This is a genomic window from Streptomyces sp. NPDC043867 (assembly GCF_056435845.1).
In genome coordinates this window covers 188,056-206,550 of record NZ_JBWKDS010000011.1, presented here as the reverse complement: position 1 = coordinate 206,550, position 18,495 = coordinate 188,056, and the positions used below count along the sequence as shown (strand labels likewise).

Sequence of the window (18,495 nt, the reverse complement as noted above, 5' to 3'; positions counted from 1 at the left end):
GGCGGGACGAAGTAGTCTTGAGTCCATGCCTGAACGCCGTACCGTCGCACTCGTCACTCTTGGCTGCGCCCGCAACGAGGTGGACTCGGAGGAGCTCGCAGGCCGTTTGGAGGCGGACGGCTGGCACCTCGTGGAGGACGCCGAGCAAGCCGACGTCGCCGTCGTCAACACCTGTGGTTTCGTCGAGGCCGCCAAGAAGGACTCCGTGGACGCCCTCCTGGAGGCCAACGATCTCAAGGGGCACGGCAGAACCCAGGCCGTCGTGGCCGTGGGCTGCATGGCCGAGCGGTACGGCAAGGAACTCGCCGAGGCGCTGCCCGAGGCCGACGGCGTACTCGGCTTCGACGACTACGCCGACATCTCCGACCGCCTCCAGACCATCCTGAACGGCGGCATCCACGCCTCGCACACCCCGCGCGACCGCCGCAAGCTGCTGCCGATCAGTCCGGCCGCACGGCAGTCCGCCGGCGACGAGGTGGCCCTGCCCGGCCACGGCGCGCCCTCGGACCTGCCGGCGGGCGTGGCCCCCGTCTCCGGCCCGCGTGCCCCCCTGCGCCGCCGCCTGGACGGTTCCCCGGTCGCCTCCGTGAAGCTCGCCTCCGGCTGTGACCGGCGCTGCTCGTTCTGCGCCATCCCGTCCTTCCGCGGCTCCTTCATCTCGCGGCGGCCGAGCGACGTGCTGAACGAGACCCGCTGGCTCGCCGAGCAGGGCGTCAAGGAGGTCATGCTGGTCTCCGAGAACAACACCTCGTACGGCAAGGACCTCGGCGACATCCGTCTGCTGGAGTCGCTGCTGCCCGAGCTCGCGGAGATCGACGGCATCGAGCGCGTGCGGGTCAGCTACCTCCAGCCCGCCGAGATGCGCCCCGGGCTCATCGACGTCCTGACCTCGACGCCGAACATCGCGCCCTACTTCGACCTGTCCTTCCAGCACTCCGCCCCCGATGTGCTGCGCTCCATGCGGCGCTTCGGCGACACCGACCGCTTCCTGGAGCTGCTCGACACGATCCGCGCCAAGGCCCCGCAGGCCGGCGTGCGGTCGAACTTCATCGTGGGCTTCCCCGGGGAGACCGAGGCCGACCTGGCCGAGCTGGAGCGTTTCCTCACGGGCGCGCGGCTCGACGCCATCGGCGTCTTCGGGTACTCCGACGAGGACGGAACCGAGGCGGCGACCTACGAGAACAAGCTCGACGAGGAAGTCGTCGCCAAGCGTCTCGCGCGCGTGTCGCGTCTCGCCGAGGAACTGGTCGCGCAGCGCGCCGAGGAGCGCGTCGGCGAGAGCCTCGAGGTCCTGGTCGAGTCCATCGACGACGAGGAGGGCGCGGTCGGCCGCGCCGCCCACCAGGCGCCGGAGACGGACGGCCAGGTGCTGTTCACGAGCAGCGCGGGCCTGACCGTCGGTCGTATGGTCGAGGCAAAGGTGGTCGGTACGGAAGGTGTCGACCTGGTGGCCGAGCCGCTCCCGGGCTCGTCCGCGGGGACCGAGGAGGCGGGCAGATGACCGGAGTCCCGGCATCCGCGGCGGACAGTTCCCCCAGCGCCCCGGGCACGCCCGGCGCTCCGGACGGAACGAAGCCGGTGCGAAAGCTGGGCGCTGCGGCCGTCGATCAGGCCAGCCTCTGGAACGTCGCGAATCTCCTCACCATGCTCCGGCTCGCACTCGTGCCGGGCTTCGTACTGCTGCTGCTGGCCGACGGCGGGTACGACCCCGTGTGGCGCGCGTGGGCCTGGGCCGCCTTCGCCGTCGCCATGATCACCGACATCTTCGACGGCCACTTGGCGCGCACCTACAACCTGGTCACCGACTTCGGGAAGATCGCCGACCCCATCGCCGACAAGGCGATCATGGGCGCGGCGCTGATCTGTCTGTCCTCGCTCGGCGATCTGCCGTGGTGGGTGACGGGGGTGATCCTCGGGCGTGAGCTCGGGATCACCCTGCTGCGTTTCCTGGTGATCCGCTACGGGGTCATTCCGGCCAGCCGCGGCGGCAAGATGAAGACGCTGGCGCAGGGCACCGCGGTCGGGATGTACGTGCTGGCACTGACGGGGCCGCTGGCGAGTCTGAGGTTCTGGGTGATGGCCGTGGCGGTCGCCCTGACCGTGGTGACGGGACTCGACTACGTAAGACAGGCCATTGTGCTGCGCAGGCAGGGAATCGCCGCGCGCCGGGCGACCGCCGGGGAGGCCGAGCGGTGAGTTCCGAGGCCGCTGAGGTGCTGCGACTACTCACGGTGAGGGGTGAGACGCTCGCCGTCGCCGAGTCGCTCACTGGTGGCCTGGTGGCCGCTGAGATCACCGGGACCCCCGGGGCGTCCAAGGCCTTCCGGGGTTCCGTCACCGCGTACGCCACCCCGCTCAAGCACGAACTGCTCGGGGTCGACGCCACTCTCCTGGCCGAGCGCGGCGCGGTGGATCCGCAGGTCGCGGCCCAGATGGCAGCCGGCGTCCGCAAGGCACTCGGCGCGGACTGGGGGATCGCGACCACCGGCGTCGCCGGTCCCGACAGCCAGGATGGACAGCCGGTCGGTACCGTTTTCGTCGCCGTCGACGGACCCTCGACGGGGAAAACGGATGCCGATGTTGGCGGGAAAGTGGCGTCCCTGCGGTTGAACGGCGACCGTGCGGAAATTCGTATGGAGAGTGTACGGAGCGTACTCGCGCTGCTCCTCGCGGAGCTCGCGGACGAACACACCGGAAACGAGCGGGCACAGGATACGGAACAGAACGGGGGGACTTGATGTTTGCAGCCCTGAGTGAACACGACATCGCTCCCCGCACGGCCGCGGCGCAAGGCGGTACGGTGGGGCGTGAAGGATGCGGCTACGCGGTCCGAGGAGGGAGCCACCGATGATTCTGCTCCGTCGCCTGCTGGGTGACGTGCTGCGTCGGCAGCGCCAGCGCCAGGGCCGTACTCTGCGCGAAGTCTCCTCGTCCGCCCGAGTCTCACTCGGCTATCTCTCCGAGGTGGAGCGGGGGCAGAAGGAGGCATCCTCCGAGCTGCTCTCCGCGATCTGCGACGCGCTTGACGTACGGATGTCCGAGCTCATGCGGGAAGTGAGCGACGAGCTCGCCCTCGCCGAGCTGGCACAGTCGGCTGCTGCCACCGAACCGGTGCCCGCACCGGTGCGTCGCCCGATGCTCAATTCCGTATCCGTGACCGGTGTGCCACCGGAACGGGTCACGATCAAGGCACCCGCCGAGGCCGTCGACGTCGTCGCGGCCTAGGGCCTGTCGTTTGGATCAGGCTGGCTGTGACCGACGGTTCGTCCTGACCGACCCGAGTGGGGTCTGGCGCGTGCAGCTGCAAGGCGGAGGAGGGAGTCGACGCGGAGCGTCGGCGACCGACGACAACGCCGCAGATGTGCGTGCCAGACCCCGCGACGCCGGCATGATCCAAACGACAGGCCCTAGCGGTCACGATCTCGCGGTCTGCACTGCACCACGTCAGCGAGAGCCCCGGCCGGGGCTTCTCCGGGGAGACCCGGAGGGGACCGGGCGGGGCTCTCGCTTTGCCGCGGGCGCGGCGGAACCCCGTTTGCCGGTGTGCCCGGGGGCGGTCATGGTGGAGAGGCGGTGGCTCGGGGCCGTACTGAGTGATCTTGAATCGGAGGATTCGGATGTACGTCGTGAAGAGCCCGTTGTCCGACGCGGACCTGAAGATCGTGTCCGAGGCACTGCAGGGCGCGCTGGTCGATCTGGTGGACCTCTCCCTGGTGGCCAAGCAGGTCCACTGGAACGTGGTCGGGCCGCGCTTCCGGTCCGTCCATCTTCAGCTGGACGACGTGGTGGCCAGTGCGCGGCTGCACTCCGACACGGTGGCCGAGCGTGCCTCGGCGCTGGGCGTCTCACCCGACGGCCGCGCGGCGACGGTCGCCTCCGGCAGCGGGATCGGGACCGTCACCGACGGCTGGGTCAAGGACGCGGACGCCGTGGGGACGCTCGTGGAAGCGCTGGGCGCCGTGATCACGCGGATGCGGGAGCGGGTGAAGTCGACGGAGAACCCGGACCCCGTCAGCCAGGACCTCCTCATCGGGATCACCGCGGATCTGGAGAAGCACCACTGGATGTTCCAGGCGGAGAACGGCTGAGGCCGGAGTGAAGCGCGGGCGATCCGGACCACCGGGGCCCGCCGGGCGCCGGAACCCGCCGGGTACGGGGCCGCGGCGGACCTCATGTGTGCGGGAACCCGCGCGCGTCCGTGGGCAGGGCGCGTCGTGGGCGCGTGGAGAAGAACGCCCGGCGTCCGATGCTGTGGCGCGCCGGGGTCCTGTCAGGAAGAGGCGCGTGTGTGCGTGCGGTGCGCCTCTGTGCCGGTGGTGCGCCCTCCCGGCCGGCGAGAGCGGCGGTCTAGCGTCGGGCCGGAGGTGGCCGCCATGGCAGGGCGGATAGCGCGCTGGGGGGCGACGCTGACGCTCGGGGGGCTGTGGTGGTGGGGGATCCTCCGGCTCGCGCTGGCTCCTGACGCAGGGGTGTGGGAGGGAGCCGTCGCGGCCGGAGGGTGGGGGCTGGGCCTGCTGCCCGTGCACTGCGCGCCGAAGGCGCGGGCTGCACGGGCGGTGGCCGCGGACCAGCAGGCGATACGGAGTTCCGGGACGGCCGGGACGGGGCGACCAGGGTCCGGGGGAGAGCGGGGGATGTAGGGCACGGGGGTGCGAGGTGCCGTGGTGCCGTGGTGCCGGGGGTGCTGCAACATCGCGGGGGGCGTTTGGGGAGCGGTGGGGGGCTGAGGGGTCGTGGGCGTCCGGCGGGGGCGGGCGGCTTGCGATGCGATGGGGGTGAGGTCGGGTCTTCTCCCGCCGAAAGCGCTGGGGACGTGCGTGGCTGTCCGGTACCCCCTTCGACTGTCCGTGGGTCACCAGGGCATGGCCACGCCGCCGTTCGGGCGGAGGATCTGTCCCGTGGTGAAGGACGAGGCGTCGGAGGCCAGGTGGAGGACGGCGTGGGCGACGTCCTCGGGTTCGCCGACCCGGCCCAGGGGTGACATCCGGGCCATGAACGCCTCGGTGTGCGCCTGCGCCTTCCCGTGCCGGTCGGTCATCGGCGTGCGGACCCAGCCGGGCGCCACGGCGTTCACGCGGATCCCGTGCGGGCCGATCTCCGTCGCCAGCGTCCTGGTGAGCTGGACGACGGCCGCCTTCGCCACGCCGTAGCAGAGCAGGCCGGGCCCTCCGGTGTCGACGGCGCCGGAAGCCATCGTGACGATGCTGCCCCGCACCTGCCGCGCGATCATGTGGCGAGCGGCTTCCTGGCAGGCGTACAGCACGCCCTTGAAGTTGACGCTCCACACCCGGTCGAGGTCCTCTTCCCGCGTCTCCAGGACCGGACTGCTGTGCATGATCCCCGCGACCGCCGCCATGACGTCGAGCCGCTCGCAGGACTCGACAGCCTTCCGCAGCCCGGTCCGGTCGGTCACGTCGAGCCGGTGGATGCGGGCGGTACCGCCCTCGTCCTCGATCAGGGCCGCCGTCTCGTGCAGGCCCTGCTCGTCGCGGTCCGCGCAGTGCACCCCGGCTCCCGTCCGGGCGAGCAGGACGGCACAGGCACTGCCGATACCGCTCGCGGCGCCGGTGACGAAGGCCGTGCGGCCGGTGAGGTCGTACGCCGTGAGGGGCATGGAAGGACGGTACGAGCATTTCTGACGGGGCGTCAATTAGGTGTGCGGGGTGGAGTCGTGCGGGGTGGGTGCGCGCCGGATGGGGTGTTGCGGGGTGCTGGGGATGGTCCGGGTGGTCCGGGCGGTCCGGGTGCTGGCCGGTGCGGTTCGGGGTCCGCCGGGTCGGGTGCGGTGCTGCCGGGTGTGGCCGTTCCTGAGGGGCCGTGATCCACCGGAGGTTCAGCGGGGTGCGGAGCGGGTCGAGGGTCCCGCGGCCCGGGGAGTCGTGCGCGGCGGTGTGGGGCCCGTCTGGCAGGACGGGCACCAGTAGGTGGGGCGCTCGCGGGAGCCGTCGCCCTGGTCGGCCAGACGGATACGGGTCCCGCACCGCAGGCACGGGCGGGACGCCCGCCCGTACACGAACAGCCGCTGCTCGCGCAGGCCCGTGGTCTGGCGGTCCGGGCGCTCCCTGTTGACCTCGAGGAGTTTCTGGGCGAGCGCCGGGAGGTAGGCGGTGCGCTCGGCGGGAAGCTCGCCGACGGGCAGCCAGGGGGTGACGCCGAGGAGGAAGCACAGCTCGCTCTTGAAGACGTTGCCGATTCCGGCGAGATTGCGCTGGTCGAGCAGGGCCTCGCCGAGGGCCCGGCCGGGCTCGCGCAACAGGTTGGCCAGGGCCGTGTCGGGGTCCCAGTCGGGGCCCAGCAGGTCCGGACCGAGGTGGCCGACCGCACGGTCCTCGTCGGCGGTGCGCAACAGCTCCAGTACGGGCAGCCGGTAGCCGACGGCCGTGCGGTCCGCGTTGCCCAGGACGGCGCGGATCTGGTGGGCGGGGCCGCCGGACCAGCGCCGCCCGTTCTCGAACACCTTCCAGGAGCCGTCCATACGCAGGTGCGAGTGGAGCGTCAGGCCGCCTTCGATCCGGGTGAGGAGGTGCTTTCCGCGCGGCGTGACGTCCAGGACGGCGCGGCCGGTGAGATCGGCCGTGGCCAACTTGGGCACGCGCAGGTCGGCGTGGGTCAGCACCTTGCCCGCGAGGGCGATGTGCAGTCGCTTCGCCGCCTGCCAGACGGTGTCTCCTTCAGGCATGGGTTCAAGGGTGGCACGGGTCGGGGGACAGCGCCGGTGGCGCCGGCTCACTCATGCGCGGATGCGCAGGCCGCGCGGGTTCGCGATGAAACCCGCTCCCTCCAGGAGGGTGCCGAAGGGGGAGGTGAGCGCCGAGGCGCCGTTGACCCGCTCGACGGTGACCGTGCCGAGGGAACCTGCCCGGGCGGCCGTGGAGAGGGCCTCCGCGGCCGCCCGGAGGCGCGGATCGTCCGTGGCGTCGGTCTCGGGCGCGGACGGCCAGGCCAGCAGGGTCTTGCCGCCTCGCTCCATGTAGAGGGTCAGCTCGCCGTCGACCAGGACGACCAGGGAGCCGGCCTTGCGGCCCGGCTTGTGTCCGGCGCCCGTCGGGGGCTCGGGCCAGGACAGCGCCGCGCCGTACGCGTTCGCGGGGTCGGCGGCTGCGAGGACCACGGCCCGGGAGGTTCCGTTCGACCGGTTCCGGCCGCCGGGCCCGCCGCCGTTCGCATAGGAGCCGTTCGCGTAACCGCGGCTTCCGGTGGGACGGCCGGGGAAGCCCGGGCCCGCCGAACGGGCGCCGGTGGCGAACGGGTCGGCCCCGTTCGGCGAGGCGAGGTCGCCGGGGAAGGTGAAGTCACCGGGGGCGCCGGAATCACCGGGAAAGCCTGACCCTGCCGGGCCGTCGGGGGAGTCGGGAGAGTCCGGGGGCTCGCCGAAGTGGTCGGGCGAGCCGGAGGGTACGGCGAAGTCGCCCGGGAAGTCGGGGGCGAGGTCAGGACCGAACCCGGGGGCGCCTCCGTCCGTCGCGGGGGAGGCGGGGCCGCCTCGGGACTCGGCGAGGAAGTCCGACCGGAAGTCGGAACCGCCCCGGGACCCCTTGGCGAAATCGGGCTGGTAACCGGGATCCGCGGCCGGGAAGCCGGACGAGAAGCCCTGGGCGGGCAGAGCTTCGCCCCGGTCACGCGCGTTCGCGGCCGCGCGCAGCCGGTCCACCGCACCGTCCATCGCGAACTGCGCGGCACCGAGGCCTTCCACCACGTAGCCGCGACGGGCCTGCCCGGTCTCCTCGAAGGCGGACAGGATGCGGTAGACCGCGGAGAAGCCGCCCTCGACGCCCTCCGCGGCGACGGCGCCCCGGGTCACCACTCCGTGGCGGTCGAGCAGAGTGCGGGCCAGGGCGTGGGCGCGCACTGTTGGATCGGCCTCGCGGTCGGGCAGCAGCGACCAGCGGCCGGCGACGGTCGGGGGGCCCGTACGGGACTGCGGGCGCGCCGCGCCGGTCAGGGAGCCGTACCGGCCGCGCGGGACCGAGCGCTTCGCGCGGTGGGCCGTGGAACCGGCGGTGCGCCCCGAGCCCAGGACGGAACGCATCGGCGCGAGGGTGTCGTTCGTCAGGCGGCCGGACCAGGCCAGGTCCCAGACGGCGTCGGCCAGTTGGGGATCGGTGACGTCGGGATGGGTGGTGGCGCGGACCTGGTCGGCGATCTGGCGGAAGAACAGTCCGTAGCCTCCGGAGAGGGTGCCCAGGACGGACTCGTGGAGGGCGGTCAGCTCAAGCGGGTGTGGTGAGGGCAGGAGGAGCGGGGCCGCGTCCGCAAGGTAGAGCGAGACCCAGCCGTCCTTTCCGGGCAGTGCGCCGGCGCCGGCCCAGACGACTTCCCCGGCTGCGGTGAGCTCGTCGAGCATCGCGGGTGTGTAGCTCGCGACGCGGGACGGCAGGACCAGCTTCTCCAGAGCGGACGCCGGCACCGACGCGCCCTGCAACTGCTCGACGGCACGGACCAGTCCGTCGACACCGCGAAGGCCGTGTCCGCTGTCGACGTGCTGCCACTGGGGCAGGAACTGGGCGAGCGCGGCGGGCGGCACCGGCTCCAGCTCGTGGCGCAGAGCGGCCAGGGACCGGCGTCGCAGCCGGCGCAGGACGGCCGCGTCGCACCACTCCTGACCGATGCCCGCCGGATGGAACTCCCCCTGCACGACACGTCCGCTGGCCGCGAGCCGCTGCAACGCCCCCTCGGTGACGGCCGTGCCGAGCCCGAAGCGGGCCGCGGCGGCGGCGGACGTGAACGGGCCGTGGGTCCGGGCGAACCTGGCGAGGAGATCACCCAGCGGGTCCTTCACCGGCTCGGTGAAGGCCTCCGGGACACCGACGGGCAGTGCCGTGCCCAGCGCGTCGCGCAGACGGCCGGCGTCCTCGATCGCCGCCCAGTGGTCGGCCCCCGCGACCCGGACCCCGATGGCGCGACGGGCCCCCGCCAGATCCCGGGCCCACTGCGGTTCGGCGCCGCGCTCGGCCAGCTCGGCGTCCGTGAGCGGGCCGAGCACGCGCAGCAGGTCCGCGACGCCTTCCACGTCCTTGATGCGGCGGTCCTCGGTGAGCCACTGGAGCTCCTGCTCCAGCTCGGTCAGCACGTCGGCGTCGAGCAGCTCGCGCAGCTCCGCCTGGCCCAGCAGCTCGGCCAGCAGCCGAGAGTCCAGGGACAGGGCGGCGGCGCGGCGCTCGGCGAGGGGCGAGTCGCCCTCGTACAGGAACTGGGCGACGTAACCGAACAGCAGCGAGCGGGCGAACGGCGACGGCTCCGGAGTGGTGACCTCGACCAGGCGCACCTTACGGGACTCGATGTCGCCCATCAGTTCCGTCAGGCCCGGCACGTCGAAGACGTCCTGGAGGCATTCGCGGACCGCCTCCAGGACGATGGGGAAGGAGCCGAACTCGCTCGCCACCTGGAGCAGCTGGGCTGCTCGCTGACGCTGCTGCCACAACGGGGTGCGCTTGCCGGGACTGCGGCGCGGCAGCAGCAGCGCGCGGGCGGCGCACTCGCGGAACCGCGACGCGAAGAGTGCCGAGCCGCCGACCTGGTCGGTGACGACCTGGTCGACCTCGCCCTTGTCGAAGGTGACGTCGGCGGCGCCGATGGGGGCCCGCTCGGCGTCGTACTCCCTGCCGAGCTTGACGGGCTCCTGGTCGAGGAGGTCCAGGCCCATCAGGTCGGCGTCGGGCAGCCGCAGCACGATGCCGTCGTCGGCGTGCATGACCTGGGCGTCCATGCCGTACCGCTCGGACAGCTTGGCGCCGAGCGCGAGCGCCCAGGGGGCGTGCACCTGGGCGCCGAACGGGGAGTGCACGACGACCCGCCAGTCGCCCAGTTCGTCACGGAACCGCTCCACGACGATGGTGCGGTCGTCCGGGATGTGCCCGCAGGCCTCACGCTGCTCGGCCAGGTACGACAGGACGTTGTCCGTGGCCCAGTCGTCGAGTCCGGCGGCGAGGAGCCGCAGACGGGCGTCCTCCTTGGAGAGGGAACCGACCTCGCGGAGGAACGCGCCGAGCGCGCGCCCCAGTTCGAGGGGCCGGCCCAGCTGGTCGCCCTTCCAGAACGGCAGCCGGCCGGGGACGCCGGGCGCGGGCGAGACCAGGACGCGGTCGCGGGTGATGTCCTCGATGCGCCAGGAGCTGGTGCCGAGCGTGAAGACGTCACCGACCCGGGACTCGTAGACCATCTCCTCGTCGAGCTCACCGACCCGGCCGCCGCCCTTCTTGGGATCGGCGCCCGCGAGGAACACGCCGAAGAGACCGCGGTCCGGAATCGTGCCCCCGGAGGTGACGGCGAGGCGCTGGGCGCCGGGGCGGCCGGTGATCGTGCCGGCGACCCGGTCCCACACCACGCGCGGACGCAGCTCCGCGAAGGCGTCCGACGGATAGCGGCCGGCGAGCATGTCGAGCACGGCCGTGAACGCCGACTCCGGAAGCGCGGCGAAGGGCGCGGCGCGGCGGACCGTGGCGAGGAGGTCGTCGAACTGCCAGGTGTCGAGGGCGGTCATGGCGACGATCTGCTGGGCCAGCACGTCCAGCGGGTTGGCGGGGACCCGGAGGGACTCGATCGAGCCGGTGCGCATCCGCTCGGTGACCACGGCCGCCTGGACGAGGTCGCCCCGGTACTTCGGGAAGACGACGCCCGTGGAGACCGCGCCCACCTGGTGACCGGCCCGGCCCACACGCTGGAGGCCGGAGGCCACGGAGGGGGGCGACTCCACCTGGATGACCAGGTCCACCGCACCCATGTCGATGCCCAGCTCGAGACTGGACGTCGCGACCACCGCGGGCAGGCGCCCCGCCTTGAGGTCCTCCTCGACGAGCGCGCGCTGCTCCTTGGAGACCGATCCGTGGTGGGCGCGGGCGATGACCGTGGGAGCACCCTGGGCCGCGCCCGATCCGCCCATCAGCTGGGCCGGGGAGTGGTGCTCGTCCAGGGGCTCGCCGGTCGCCCGCTCGTAGGCGATCTCGTTGAGCCGGTTGCACAGCCTCTCCGCCAGGCGGCGGGAGTTGGCGAACACGATCGTCGAGCGGTGGGACAGGACGAGGTCGGTGATCCGCCCCTCGACGTGCGGCCAGATGGAGGGCTTCTCGGCTCCCTCCTTGCCGTCGGCGACCGGGGAGCCGCCCAGCTCGCCGAGGTCCTCCACCGGGACGACGACGGAGAGGTCGAACTCCTTGCCGGACGGCGGCTGGACGATCTCCACCTTGCGGCGCGGTGACAGATAGCGCGCGACCTCGTCGACGGGGCGCACCGTCGCCGACAGGCCGATCCGGCGTGCGGGCCTGGGCAGCAGCTCGTCGAGACGCTCCAGGGAGAGCGCCAGATGCGCACCGCGCTTGGTGCCCGCGACGGCGTGCACCTCGTCCAGGATCACCGTCTCGATGCCGGTCAGCGCGTCGCGCGTGGCCGACGTCAGCATCAGGAACAGCGACTCCGGCGTCGTGATCAGGATGTCGGGCGGGCGGGTGGACAGGGCCCGGCGCTCGGCGGGAGGGGTGTCTCCGGAGCGGATGCCCACCTTCACCTCCGGCTCGGGCAGGCCGAGCCGGACCGCCTCCTGCCGGATGCCGGTCAGGGGGCTGCGCAGATTGCGCTCCACGTCGACGGCGAGGGCCTTGAGCGGTGACACGTACAGCACCCGGCAGCGCTTCTTCGGGTCGGCCGGTGGCGGGGTCGAGGCCAGCTGGTCGAGCGCGGCGAGGAAGGCGGCCAGGGTCTTGCCGGAGCCGGTCGGGGCGACCACGAGCACGTCCGAGCCCTCACGGGTCGCCTTCCACGCCCCGGCCTGGGCGGCGGTGGGCGCGGAGAAGGCCCCCGTGAACCAGCCACGGGTCGCGGGGGAGAAGCCCTCGAGGGCTCGGTGTGCAGAGCTCGCCATGCGTCCATCCTGCACCCGACCACTGACAATGCGCCTGACCTGCGAAAACGGGGTGTGGGTGCGGCGTGGACAGATGGCCGGGCGGCGAGGGCCGCCGACAGCCCGCTCCTGGGCCGGTTCGACCCGTCGCCGGGCGCGGTCCCTGGCAGCGGTCTGCTGAGCCTCGGCCCGGCCCGTGGCCGCCCGCCCGCGTCGCACCGCCCGGGATGGCTTCGGCGCATGGCGCAGAATGGAGGACATGGCGGGTTCCGGGGAGCGGGCACGGCACTGGCAGTACGCGGAACTGCCCGGTGTCGACCTGCTGCGGGCCAGTTACGTCGAGAAGATCTTCGTGCGGCACACCCACGAGAACTTCGTGATCGCCGCCATCGCCGACGGCGTCGAGGTCTTCCACCACGGCGGCGCCGACCGGTACGCGGGCCCCGGCTGCCTGGCCCTGGTCAATCCGGACACTCCGCACACGGGCCGCGCCGGCGTTCCCGAAGGCTGGCGGTACGGGGCCGTGTACCCGTCGCCCGGACTGGTGGCGGAGATCGCCGCAGAGACCACGACCATCCGCGGAACCCCCGGCTTCACGAGTCCGGTGCTGGACGATCCGTACGCCGCCGGCCTGGTCCACCAGGTGCTCCGGGCAGCCGACGAGGGCAACGCACTCGCCGCGGACACCCTGCTGCGGGTGGCGGTGACCCGGCTCCTGCGGCTGAACGGCGGGCCGATGCCGCACCGGGTCGTACACACCGCGGGTGCCCGCGTCGCCGCACGCGCGCGTGCCGTGCTGGAGGAGCGGATGGCAGATCCGCCGTCCCTGGAGCGGCTCGCCGCCGATCTCGGCGTCAGTCCCTTCGCGCTGCTGCGGGCGTTCCGGGACACCTACGGGATGCCGCCCCACACCTGGCTGACCGACGCCCGCGTCCGACGGGCACGGCACCTCCTGGACGCCGGTACCGCCCCCGTGGAGGCCGCCGTCGCCGTCGGCTTCACCGACCAGCCGCACCTGAACCGCCACTTCACCCGGATCGTGGGTGTGCCCCCCGGCGCGTACCAGCGCGAGCGCAAGAACGTACAAGACCGGCAGGGAGACCCGCTCCTATCGTCAGGGGCGTGGGAGAACAGTCGGCGACCGCAGACATACGCAGCCAGAACGGACCGGACGACCTCGGCGGCCGGGACGGCCGGGACAACCGGGACCGCCATGGCGGGCAGAACAAGCAGGCCGGTGAAGCAAGCCAGGAAGGCCGCCAGAACGGTGAGCCAGGCCAGGAAGGCCGGCAGACCGATGAAGGAGGCCAGGTAGGAGGGGGCGGACTGGACGCTGAGCGGGTCGGGAAAGCCGACTCTGCCGTCGTGCGCGACGCGCTCGGGGTCGGGGTCGCCGTCGGACTGTCCGGGTTCGCCTTCGGGGTGACCTCGGCGGGCAGCGGGTTGACGCTGCTGCAGACCTGCGCGCTCAGCCTTCTGGTGTTCACCGGTGCCTCGCAGTTCGCCCTCGTGGGCGCGCTCGCCGCCGGGGGCAACCCGCTGACGGCGGCTGCCGGAGCGTTCTTCCTGGGCGTGCGGAACGCGTTCTACGGACTGCGTCTCTCGCAACTGCTGGCCCTCCCGCGCGCGGTGCGGCCGTTCGCCGCGCAGTGGGTCATCGACGAGACCACGGCTGTGGCCCTCGCCCAGCCCACGCGGCGCGGTGTCCGCATCGGGTTCACGGTCACCGGACTCACCCTCTACGTGCTGTGGAACCTCACCACACTGCTGGGCGCGGCCGGTGCCGAAGCCATCGGCGACACCGACGCGTGGGGGCTGGACGCCGCCGGGCCCGCCGTCTTCCTGGCGCTTCTCGCACCGATGCTCAAGTCCGCGACCGAGCGCACGGTGGCGGGCCTCGCCGTCGTCCTGGGGCTCGGTCTCCTGCCCGTCCTGCCCGCCGGCGTGCCGGTCCTGGTGGCCGCCCTGGCCGCCCCCGCCGTCCTCTGGGCGACGGGACGCCGGTCGACGACCACCGCCGGCGACGCACAGCAGAAATCAGAACGGGCAGCGCCGCAGGACGCGCCGCAGGAAGCACACGGGGCAGCGCCGCAGGACGCACACGGGGCAGCACCGCGGGAAGCACCCGAGAAGGCACAGAAGGAAGAACGTTGAACATCTGGATCGCGATCGGCGCGACCGCCGTCGGCTGCTACCTCGTCAAGCTCCTCGGGCTGCTGGTCCCCGCGGGCCTGCTGGAACGCCCCCTCGTCCAGCGCCTCGCGGCGCTCCTGCCGGTCGCCCTCCTCTCCGCTCTCACGGCCCAGCAGACCTTCGCCGACGGGCACGCGCTGGTGCTGGACGCCAAGGCCGCCGGACTCGCCGCGGCCGCGGTGGCCCTGATCCTGCGGGCGCCCTTCCTTCTCGTCGTCCTGGCGGCCGTGGTGGTGACGGCGGGAGTGCGGGCGCTGACGGGCTGACGCCGCGGCTCGCAGCCCGCACGCACGCACGCGTACGACCCCGCCACGGGCCGACCGCCACGGGCCGGGGCGCCCCACGCCGGCCCTCAGTCGACGGCCCGCCCGTACGCCCGCAGGGTGCGCAGTGCCTCAATGGTCACCATGGGGCGGCACTCCAGGGCCGTGCCCGGTGCCCACTGGCGCCAGCGGACCGGCCAGCCGCCGTCCTCCTGCTGCTCGCCCGTCAGCCGGTCCAGTGAGCGGGCCATCTCGTCGTCCGTGAACCACGCGCGCGCGAGCGAGTCCGGAGTACGCGCGTAGTCGTACGGGAAGTGATGCTCGCCCGGTGCGTAACCGGGTGCCACCGGGTACGCGGCGGGACGCGCCGGGTCCAGAACCGCGAGCCGGTGCTCGCGCACGAGGCGGCCCAGCCGGTCGGCGGCAGCCTCCGCGCGCGAACGGTCGGGCACCGAGTCCAGGAAGGCGACCGCGGCCTCGACCTCGTACGGATGGGACTTCTCCAGGGACTCCACCGCCTGCCAGCAGAAGTCGGTGGCCCGGAACAGCCACGCGTGCCACACCTCGTTGCGGTGCAGCAGACCCACCACGGGGCCGGTGGCGAGAAGGTCGCTCGGCGGATCGTCGACGACCGGCACGAACGGAGCGGCCGGATAGCCGCGCTGGCTGGGATGGACCGTGGGCAGGGCACCGTCCGGTGTCGCCACGGAGGTCAGATAGCGGCAGACACGCTCCACCCGCTGTCCGCCGCACCGCCCGACGGAGTCCAGGACGCGCAGCGCGTGAGCCGTGTGCAGGGGCTGGCTCACGGGACCGCGCAGATCGGGCTCGAGTGCGTGACCGTACCCCCCGTCCTCGTTGCGGTACGCGGCCAGTGCCGTCTCCACCGCGTCGGCGCCCCGGTCGTCGCCGTCGTCGAGGAAGTGGTATTCGAACCGGCGCTGCTCCAGCACGCGCGCGGTGAGCCAGACGAAGTGCTCGGCGCGCGCGAGCGGGGTCCGCGCCGGGGGCGGCGGGGGGAGTGGGGATGCTCCTGATTCGTCCATGGGGCAGACCGTAGGACGGAAAGCGTTTCCGGCAAGGGGTACCGGCCGGGGCCCACCCTCAGGGGCGGGATACTGGAGTCATGCGGTTGACGGTCTTCTGGCAGCGAATGGCGGATCACTTCGGAACGGGGTACGCCGACACCTTCGCGCGTGATCACGTGATGACGGAGCTCGGCGGGCGCACGGTGCACCAGGCGCTGGACGCGGGCTGGGAGGCCAAGGACGTGTGGCGCGCGGTGTGCGCGACCATGAACGTCCCGCACGAGAACCGCTGACGCGAGGCAGCCGGAGCCCGTCCGAGGTGGGCGACGGGGATCGCGAAAGCAGCAGGAGCGGTCCGAGGTGGGGCGACGGGGACCGTGAAGGCCGAAGCCGAAGTCCGTGGCGAGTCGTAACCGAAGCGGCTGAAGGGTCACGAGATCGGACGGTGGGGGCCGATTGTCGGTGGCGTGGGCGAGACTTGCTCCGTGGCCCCGACAGACGAGACCTCGCAGGTCGCCCCGCATCAGTCGCCGCTCGGTTCGACGCCGCCCGCAGGCCCACCGGCCGGGGACGCCGCCGAGGGGGGCGGACGCATGCCCCGCTGGCTGCCGCGCGCCATGGTGCTCGCCCTTGCCCTGGTCGCCGCCTTCCAGCTGGGCAGTTGGGCGTTCCACCAGCTCACCGGCCTGCTGATCAACATCCTCATCGCGTTCTTCCTGGCGCTCGCCATCGAGCCTGCGGTGAGCTGGATGGCCGCGCACGGCATGCGCAGAGGACTGGCCGCCTTCCTGGTCTTCCTGGGCGTGATGATCGTGACCGCCGGCTTCATCACGCTGCTGGGCTCGATGCTCGCCGGTCAGATCATCAAGATGGTCGAGGGCTTCCCGGCGTATCTCGACTCGGTCATCAACTGGATCAACACGACCTTCCACACCGAGCTCAGACGGGTGGACATCCAGGAAGGCCTGGTCCACTCGGACTGGCTGCGGAAGTACGTGCAGAACAGCGCCACGGGTGTCCTCGACGTGTCCGCGCAGGTCCTGGGCGGCCTCTTCCAGCTGCTGACGGTCGCGCTGTTCTCGTTCTACTTCGCCGCCGACGGGCCGCGGCTGCGACGCGCACTCTGCTCGGTACTGCCGCCGGCCCGCCAGGCCGAGGTGCTGCGCGCCTGGGAGATCGCCGTCGACAAGACGGGCGGGTATCTGTACTCGCGCGGTCTGATGGCGCTCGTCTCCGGCGTCGCGCACTACATCCTGCTGCAGGCCCTGGGTATCCCCTACGCGCCCGTGCTCGCCGTCTGGGTCGGCCTGGTGTCCCAGTTCCTGCCCACCATCGGCACGTATCTGGCGGGCGCGCTGCCGATGCTGATCGCCTTCACGGTCAACCCCTGGTACGCGCTCTGGGTGCTGCTCTTCGTCGTGGTCTACCAGCAGTTCGAGAACTACATGCTGCAACCCAAGCTGACCTCCAAGACCGTGGACATCCACCCCGCGGTCGCCTTCGGCTCGGTCATCGCGGGCACCGCCCTCCTCGGTGCCGTCGGCGCGCTGATCGCCATCCCGGCCGTCGCGACGCTCCAGGCGTTCCTGGGCGCCTACGTGAAGCGGTATGACGTCACGGACGACCCGCGGGTCCACGGGCACCGGGGGCGGCGGCCGGGCAGCCTCCTGAAGCGCGCGCGAACTGCGCGGAGGCGGCGGGAGACGGAGTCCGGGGAGGAGCCCGCCCCGTAACGGCCGCAGGGGCTCAGGGCGCACCGGCCCTGTGCGCCGAGGCGTGATCCAGTCGCTGTCCGGGCACGCGGGGACGGACAGCGGGGGCGCGCCCGGGACGCGGCGGAGGACGGTCATCCGGTCGCCGCGCAGCCGCGTGGTGCGCTTGACACTAAAATCGAACATCCATTCTTATGGAGTCTCGGGCAGGGCTTTCGGCGGGGGTTTAAGGCAGAAGTGTCCGAGTTATCCACAGGGCGGGCGGGCGTCGAGGCGCATTGTCAGTGGCAGGCGTTAGCGTCTTTGACGTGAAGCGATCGACTCAAGCAAATCGGGTGGAACCCATGGCAGGAACCGACCGCGAGAAGGCGTTGGACGCCGCTCTCGCACAGATTGAACGGCAATTCGGCAAGGGCGCGGTGATGCGCCTGGGCGAGCGGCCGAACGAGCCCATCGAGGTCATCCCCACCGGGTCGACCGCGCTCGACGTCGCCCTCGGCGTCGGCGGCCTGCCCCGCGGCCGAGTGGTGGAGGTGTACGGACCGGAGTCCTCCGGTAAGACGACCCTGACCCTGCACGCGGTGGCCAACGCGCAGCGGGCCGGCGGCCAGGTCGCGTTCGTGGACGCGGAGCACGCCCTCGACCCGGAGTACGCGAAGAAGCTCGGCGTCGACATCGACAACCTCATCCTGTCCCAGCCGGACAACGGTGAGCAGGCCCTCGAGATCGTCGACATGCTGGTGCGCTCCGGCGCGCTGGACCTCATCGTCATCGACTCCGTCGCCGCCCTGGTGCCGCGCGCGGAGATCGAGGGCGAGATGGGCGACTCGCACGTGGGTCTCCAGGCCCGTCTGATGAGCCAGGCCCTCCGGAAGATCACCAGCGCGCTGAACCAGTCGAAGACCACCGCGATCTTCATCAACCAGCTCCGCGAGAAGATCGGCGTGATGTTCGGCTCCCCGGAGACCACCACCGGTGGCCGGGCGCTGAAGTTCTACGCCTCGGTGCGTCTCGACATCCGCCGCATCGAGACGCTGAAGGACGGCACCGACGCGGTCGGCAACCGCACCCGCGTCAAGGTCGTCAAGAACAAGGTCGCGCCGCCCTTCAAGCAGGCCGAGTTCGACATCCTCTACGGGCACGGCATCAGCCGCGAGGGCGGCCTGATCGACATGGGCGTGGAGAACGGCTTCGTGCGCAAGGCCGGCGCCTGGTACACGTACGAGGGTGACCAGCTCGGCCAGGGCAAGGAGAACGCGCGCAACTTCCTCAAGGACAACCCCGACCTCGCCGACGAGATCGAGAAGAAGATCCTGGAGAAGCTCGGCGTCGGTGTGAAGCCGGAGAAGCCCGCCGAGCCGGCTGCGGACGCGGTGGTCCCGGCCGCTGCGGACGACGCCGCGAAGACGGTGCCGGCCCCCGCGGCCAAGACCGCCAAGTCCAAGGCCGCGGCGACGAAGAGCTAG

The 18,495-nt window shown here is 72.2% G+C and carries 15 protein-coding genes; 11 read left to right on the top strand and 4 right to left on the bottom strand.

The window, feature by feature from the left end; all coding sequences use genetic code 11:
* Positions 1 to 25: 25 nt before the first annotated feature.
* The 5 genes from rimO (at position 26) to AC069T_RS14115 (ending at position 4,088) form a co-directional block, all read left to right on the top strand.
* A complete protein-coding gene (rimO, locus tag AC069T_RS14135; RefSeq protein WP_478782982.1) occupies positions 26 to 1,501 on the top strand; it encodes a 30S ribosomal protein S12 methylthiotransferase RimO in 1,476 nt (491 codons plus the stop codon).
* Complete coding sequence (pgsA, locus tag AC069T_RS14130) at positions 1,498 to 2,196, top strand: CDP-diacylglycerol--glycerol-3-phosphate 3-phosphatidyltransferase (protein WP_478782981.1); 699 nt, start codon at positions 1,498 to 1,500, stop codon at positions 2,194 to 2,196. The genes rimO and pgsA overlap by 4 nt, the downstream gene beginning before the upstream one ends.
* Complete coding sequence (locus tag AC069T_RS14125; RefSeq protein ID WP_478782980.1) at positions 2,193 to 2,738, top strand: CinA family protein; 546 nt, start codon at positions 2,193 to 2,195, stop codon at positions 2,736 to 2,738. The genes pgsA and AC069T_RS14125 overlap by 4 nt, the downstream gene beginning before the upstream one ends.
* 109 nt (positions 2,739 to 2,847) lie before the next feature.
* Entirely contained in the window at positions 2,848 to 3,225 is a 378-nt protein-coding gene (locus AC069T_RS14120) for a helix-turn-helix domain-containing protein (RefSeq protein ID WP_037620346.1), read from the top strand.
* A 392-nt stretch (positions 3,226 to 3,617) separates the two neighbouring features.
* Entirely contained in the window at positions 3,618 to 4,088 is a 471-nt protein-coding gene (locus AC069T_RS14115) for a Dps family protein (RefSeq protein ID WP_478782979.1), read from the top strand.
* A gap of 764 nt (positions 4,089 to 4,852) precedes the next feature.
* Here the strand turns inward: AC069T_RS14115 and AC069T_RS14110 are convergent.
* From AC069T_RS14110 to AC069T_RS14100, 3 genes are all read right to left on the bottom strand, one after another.
* A complete protein-coding gene (locus tag AC069T_RS14110) occupies positions 4,853 to 5,614 on the bottom strand; it encodes an SDR family NAD(P)-dependent oxidoreductase (RefSeq protein WP_478782978.1) in 762 nt (253 codons plus the stop codon).
* A 219-nt stretch (positions 5,615 to 5,833) separates the two neighbouring features.
* Positions 5,834 to 6,679, bottom strand: a complete 846-nt coding sequence (locus tag AC069T_RS14105; RefSeq protein ID WP_478782977.1) for an Fpg/Nei family DNA glycosylase — start codon at positions 6,677 to 6,679, stop codon at positions 5,834 to 5,836.
* A gap of 51 nt (positions 6,680 to 6,730) precedes the next feature.
* Positions 6,731 to 11,854: an ATP-dependent helicase gene (locus tag AC069T_RS14100; RefSeq protein ID WP_478782976.1), complete on the bottom strand. Its 5,124-nt coding sequence runs from the start codon at positions 11,852 to 11,854 to the stop codon at positions 6,731 to 6,733.
* Positions 11,855 to 12,092: 238 nt separating this feature from the next.
* Here AC069T_RS14100 and AC069T_RS14095 point away from each other — a divergent pair, with 238 nt between their 5' ends.
* From AC069T_RS14095 to AC069T_RS14085, 3 genes are read left to right on the top strand one after another with little or no spacing between them, the layout of a single operon-like run.
* Positions 12,093 to 13,148 carry an AraC family transcriptional regulator gene (locus AC069T_RS14095; RefSeq protein WP_478782975.1) on the top strand — a complete coding sequence of 352 codons (1,056 nt, stop codon included), beginning with the start codon at positions 12,093 to 12,095 and terminating at the stop codon, positions 13,146 to 13,148.
* 11 nt (positions 13,149 to 13,159) lie between these two features.
* A complete protein-coding gene (locus tag AC069T_RS14090) occupies positions 13,160 to 13,987 on the top strand; it encodes an AzlC family ABC transporter permease (RefSeq protein ID WP_478782996.1) in 828 nt (275 codons plus the stop codon).
* Entirely contained in the window at positions 13,984 to 14,292 is a 309-nt protein-coding gene (locus tag AC069T_RS14085) for an AzlD domain-containing protein (protein ID WP_476750181.1), read from the top strand. The genes AC069T_RS14090 and AC069T_RS14085 overlap by 4 nt, the downstream gene beginning before the upstream one ends.
* Positions 14,293 to 14,378: 86 nt before the next feature.
* Here the strand turns inward: AC069T_RS14085 and AC069T_RS14080 are convergent, their stop codons facing one another.
* Positions 14,379 to 15,335: a hypothetical protein gene (locus tag AC069T_RS14080; protein WP_478782974.1), complete on the bottom strand. Its 957-nt coding sequence runs from the start codon at positions 15,333 to 15,335 to the stop codon at positions 14,379 to 14,381.
* Positions 15,336 to 15,415: 80 nt separating this feature from the next.
* Here AC069T_RS14080 and AC069T_RS14075 point away from each other — a divergent pair, with 80 nt between their 5' ends.
* From AC069T_RS14075 to recA, 3 genes are all read left to right on the top strand, one after another.
* Positions 15,416 to 15,610: a DUF3046 domain-containing protein gene (locus tag AC069T_RS14075; protein WP_478782973.1), complete on the top strand. Its 195-nt coding sequence runs from the start codon at positions 15,416 to 15,418 to the stop codon at positions 15,608 to 15,610.
* A 192-nt stretch (positions 15,611 to 15,802) separates the two neighbouring features.
* Complete coding sequence (locus AC069T_RS14070) at positions 15,803 to 17,050, top strand: AI-2E family transporter (RefSeq protein ID WP_478782972.1); 1,248 nt, start codon at positions 15,803 to 15,805, stop codon at positions 17,048 to 17,050.
* Between the two features lie 323 nt (positions 17,051 to 17,373).
* Positions 17,374 to 18,495: a recombinase RecA gene (gene recA / locus AC069T_RS14065; RefSeq protein WP_478782971.1), complete on the top strand. Its 1,122-nt coding sequence runs from the start codon at positions 17,374 to 17,376 to the stop codon at positions 18,493 to 18,495.

What these genes read in the sequence shown, in the direction of transcription:
- AC069T_RS14115 (WP_478782979.1), top strand. Translation starts at nt 3,618, where the DNA reads ATGTACGTCGTGAAGAGCCCGTTGTCCGACGCGGACCTGAAGATCGTG.
- AC069T_RS14075 (WP_478782973.1), top strand. Translation starts at nt 15,416, where the DNA reads ATGCGGTTGACGGTCTTCTGGCAGCGAATGGCGGATCACTTCGGAACG.
- AC069T_RS14095 (WP_478782975.1), top strand. Translation starts at nt 12,093, where the DNA reads ATGGCGGGTTCCGGGGAGCGGGCACGGCACTGGCAGTACGCGGAACTG.
- AC069T_RS14120 (WP_037620346.1), top strand. Translation starts at nt 2,848, where the DNA reads ATGATTCTGCTCCGTCGCCTGCTGGGTGACGTGCTGCGTCGGCAGCGC.
- AC069T_RS14105 (WP_478782977.1), bottom strand. Translation starts at nt 6,679, where the DNA reads ATGCCTGAAGGAGACACCGTCTGGCAGGCGGCGAAGCGACTGCACATC.
- AC069T_RS14110 (WP_478782978.1), bottom strand. Translation starts at nt 5,614, where the DNA reads ATGCCCCTCACGGCGTACGACCTCACCGGCCGCACGGCCTTCGTCACC.
- AC069T_RS14080 (WP_478782974.1), bottom strand. Translation starts at nt 15,335, where the DNA reads ATGGACGAATCAGGAGCATCCCCACTCCCCCCGCCGCCCCCGGCGCGG.
- AC069T_RS14100 (WP_478782976.1), bottom strand. Translation starts at nt 11,854, where the DNA reads ATGGCGAGCTCTGCACACCGAGCCCTCGAGGGCTTCTCCCCCGCGACC.
- pgsA (WP_478782981.1), top strand. Translation starts at nt 1,498, where the DNA reads ATGACCGGAGTCCCGGCATCCGCGGCGGACAGTTCCCCCAGCGCCCCG.
- rimO (WP_478782982.1), top strand. Translation starts at nt 26, where the DNA reads ATGCCTGAACGCCGTACCGTCGCACTCGTCACTCTTGGCTGCGCCCGC.
- recA (WP_478782971.1), top strand. Translation starts at nt 17,374, where the DNA reads ATGGCAGGAACCGACCGCGAGAAGGCGTTGGACGCCGCTCTCGCACAG.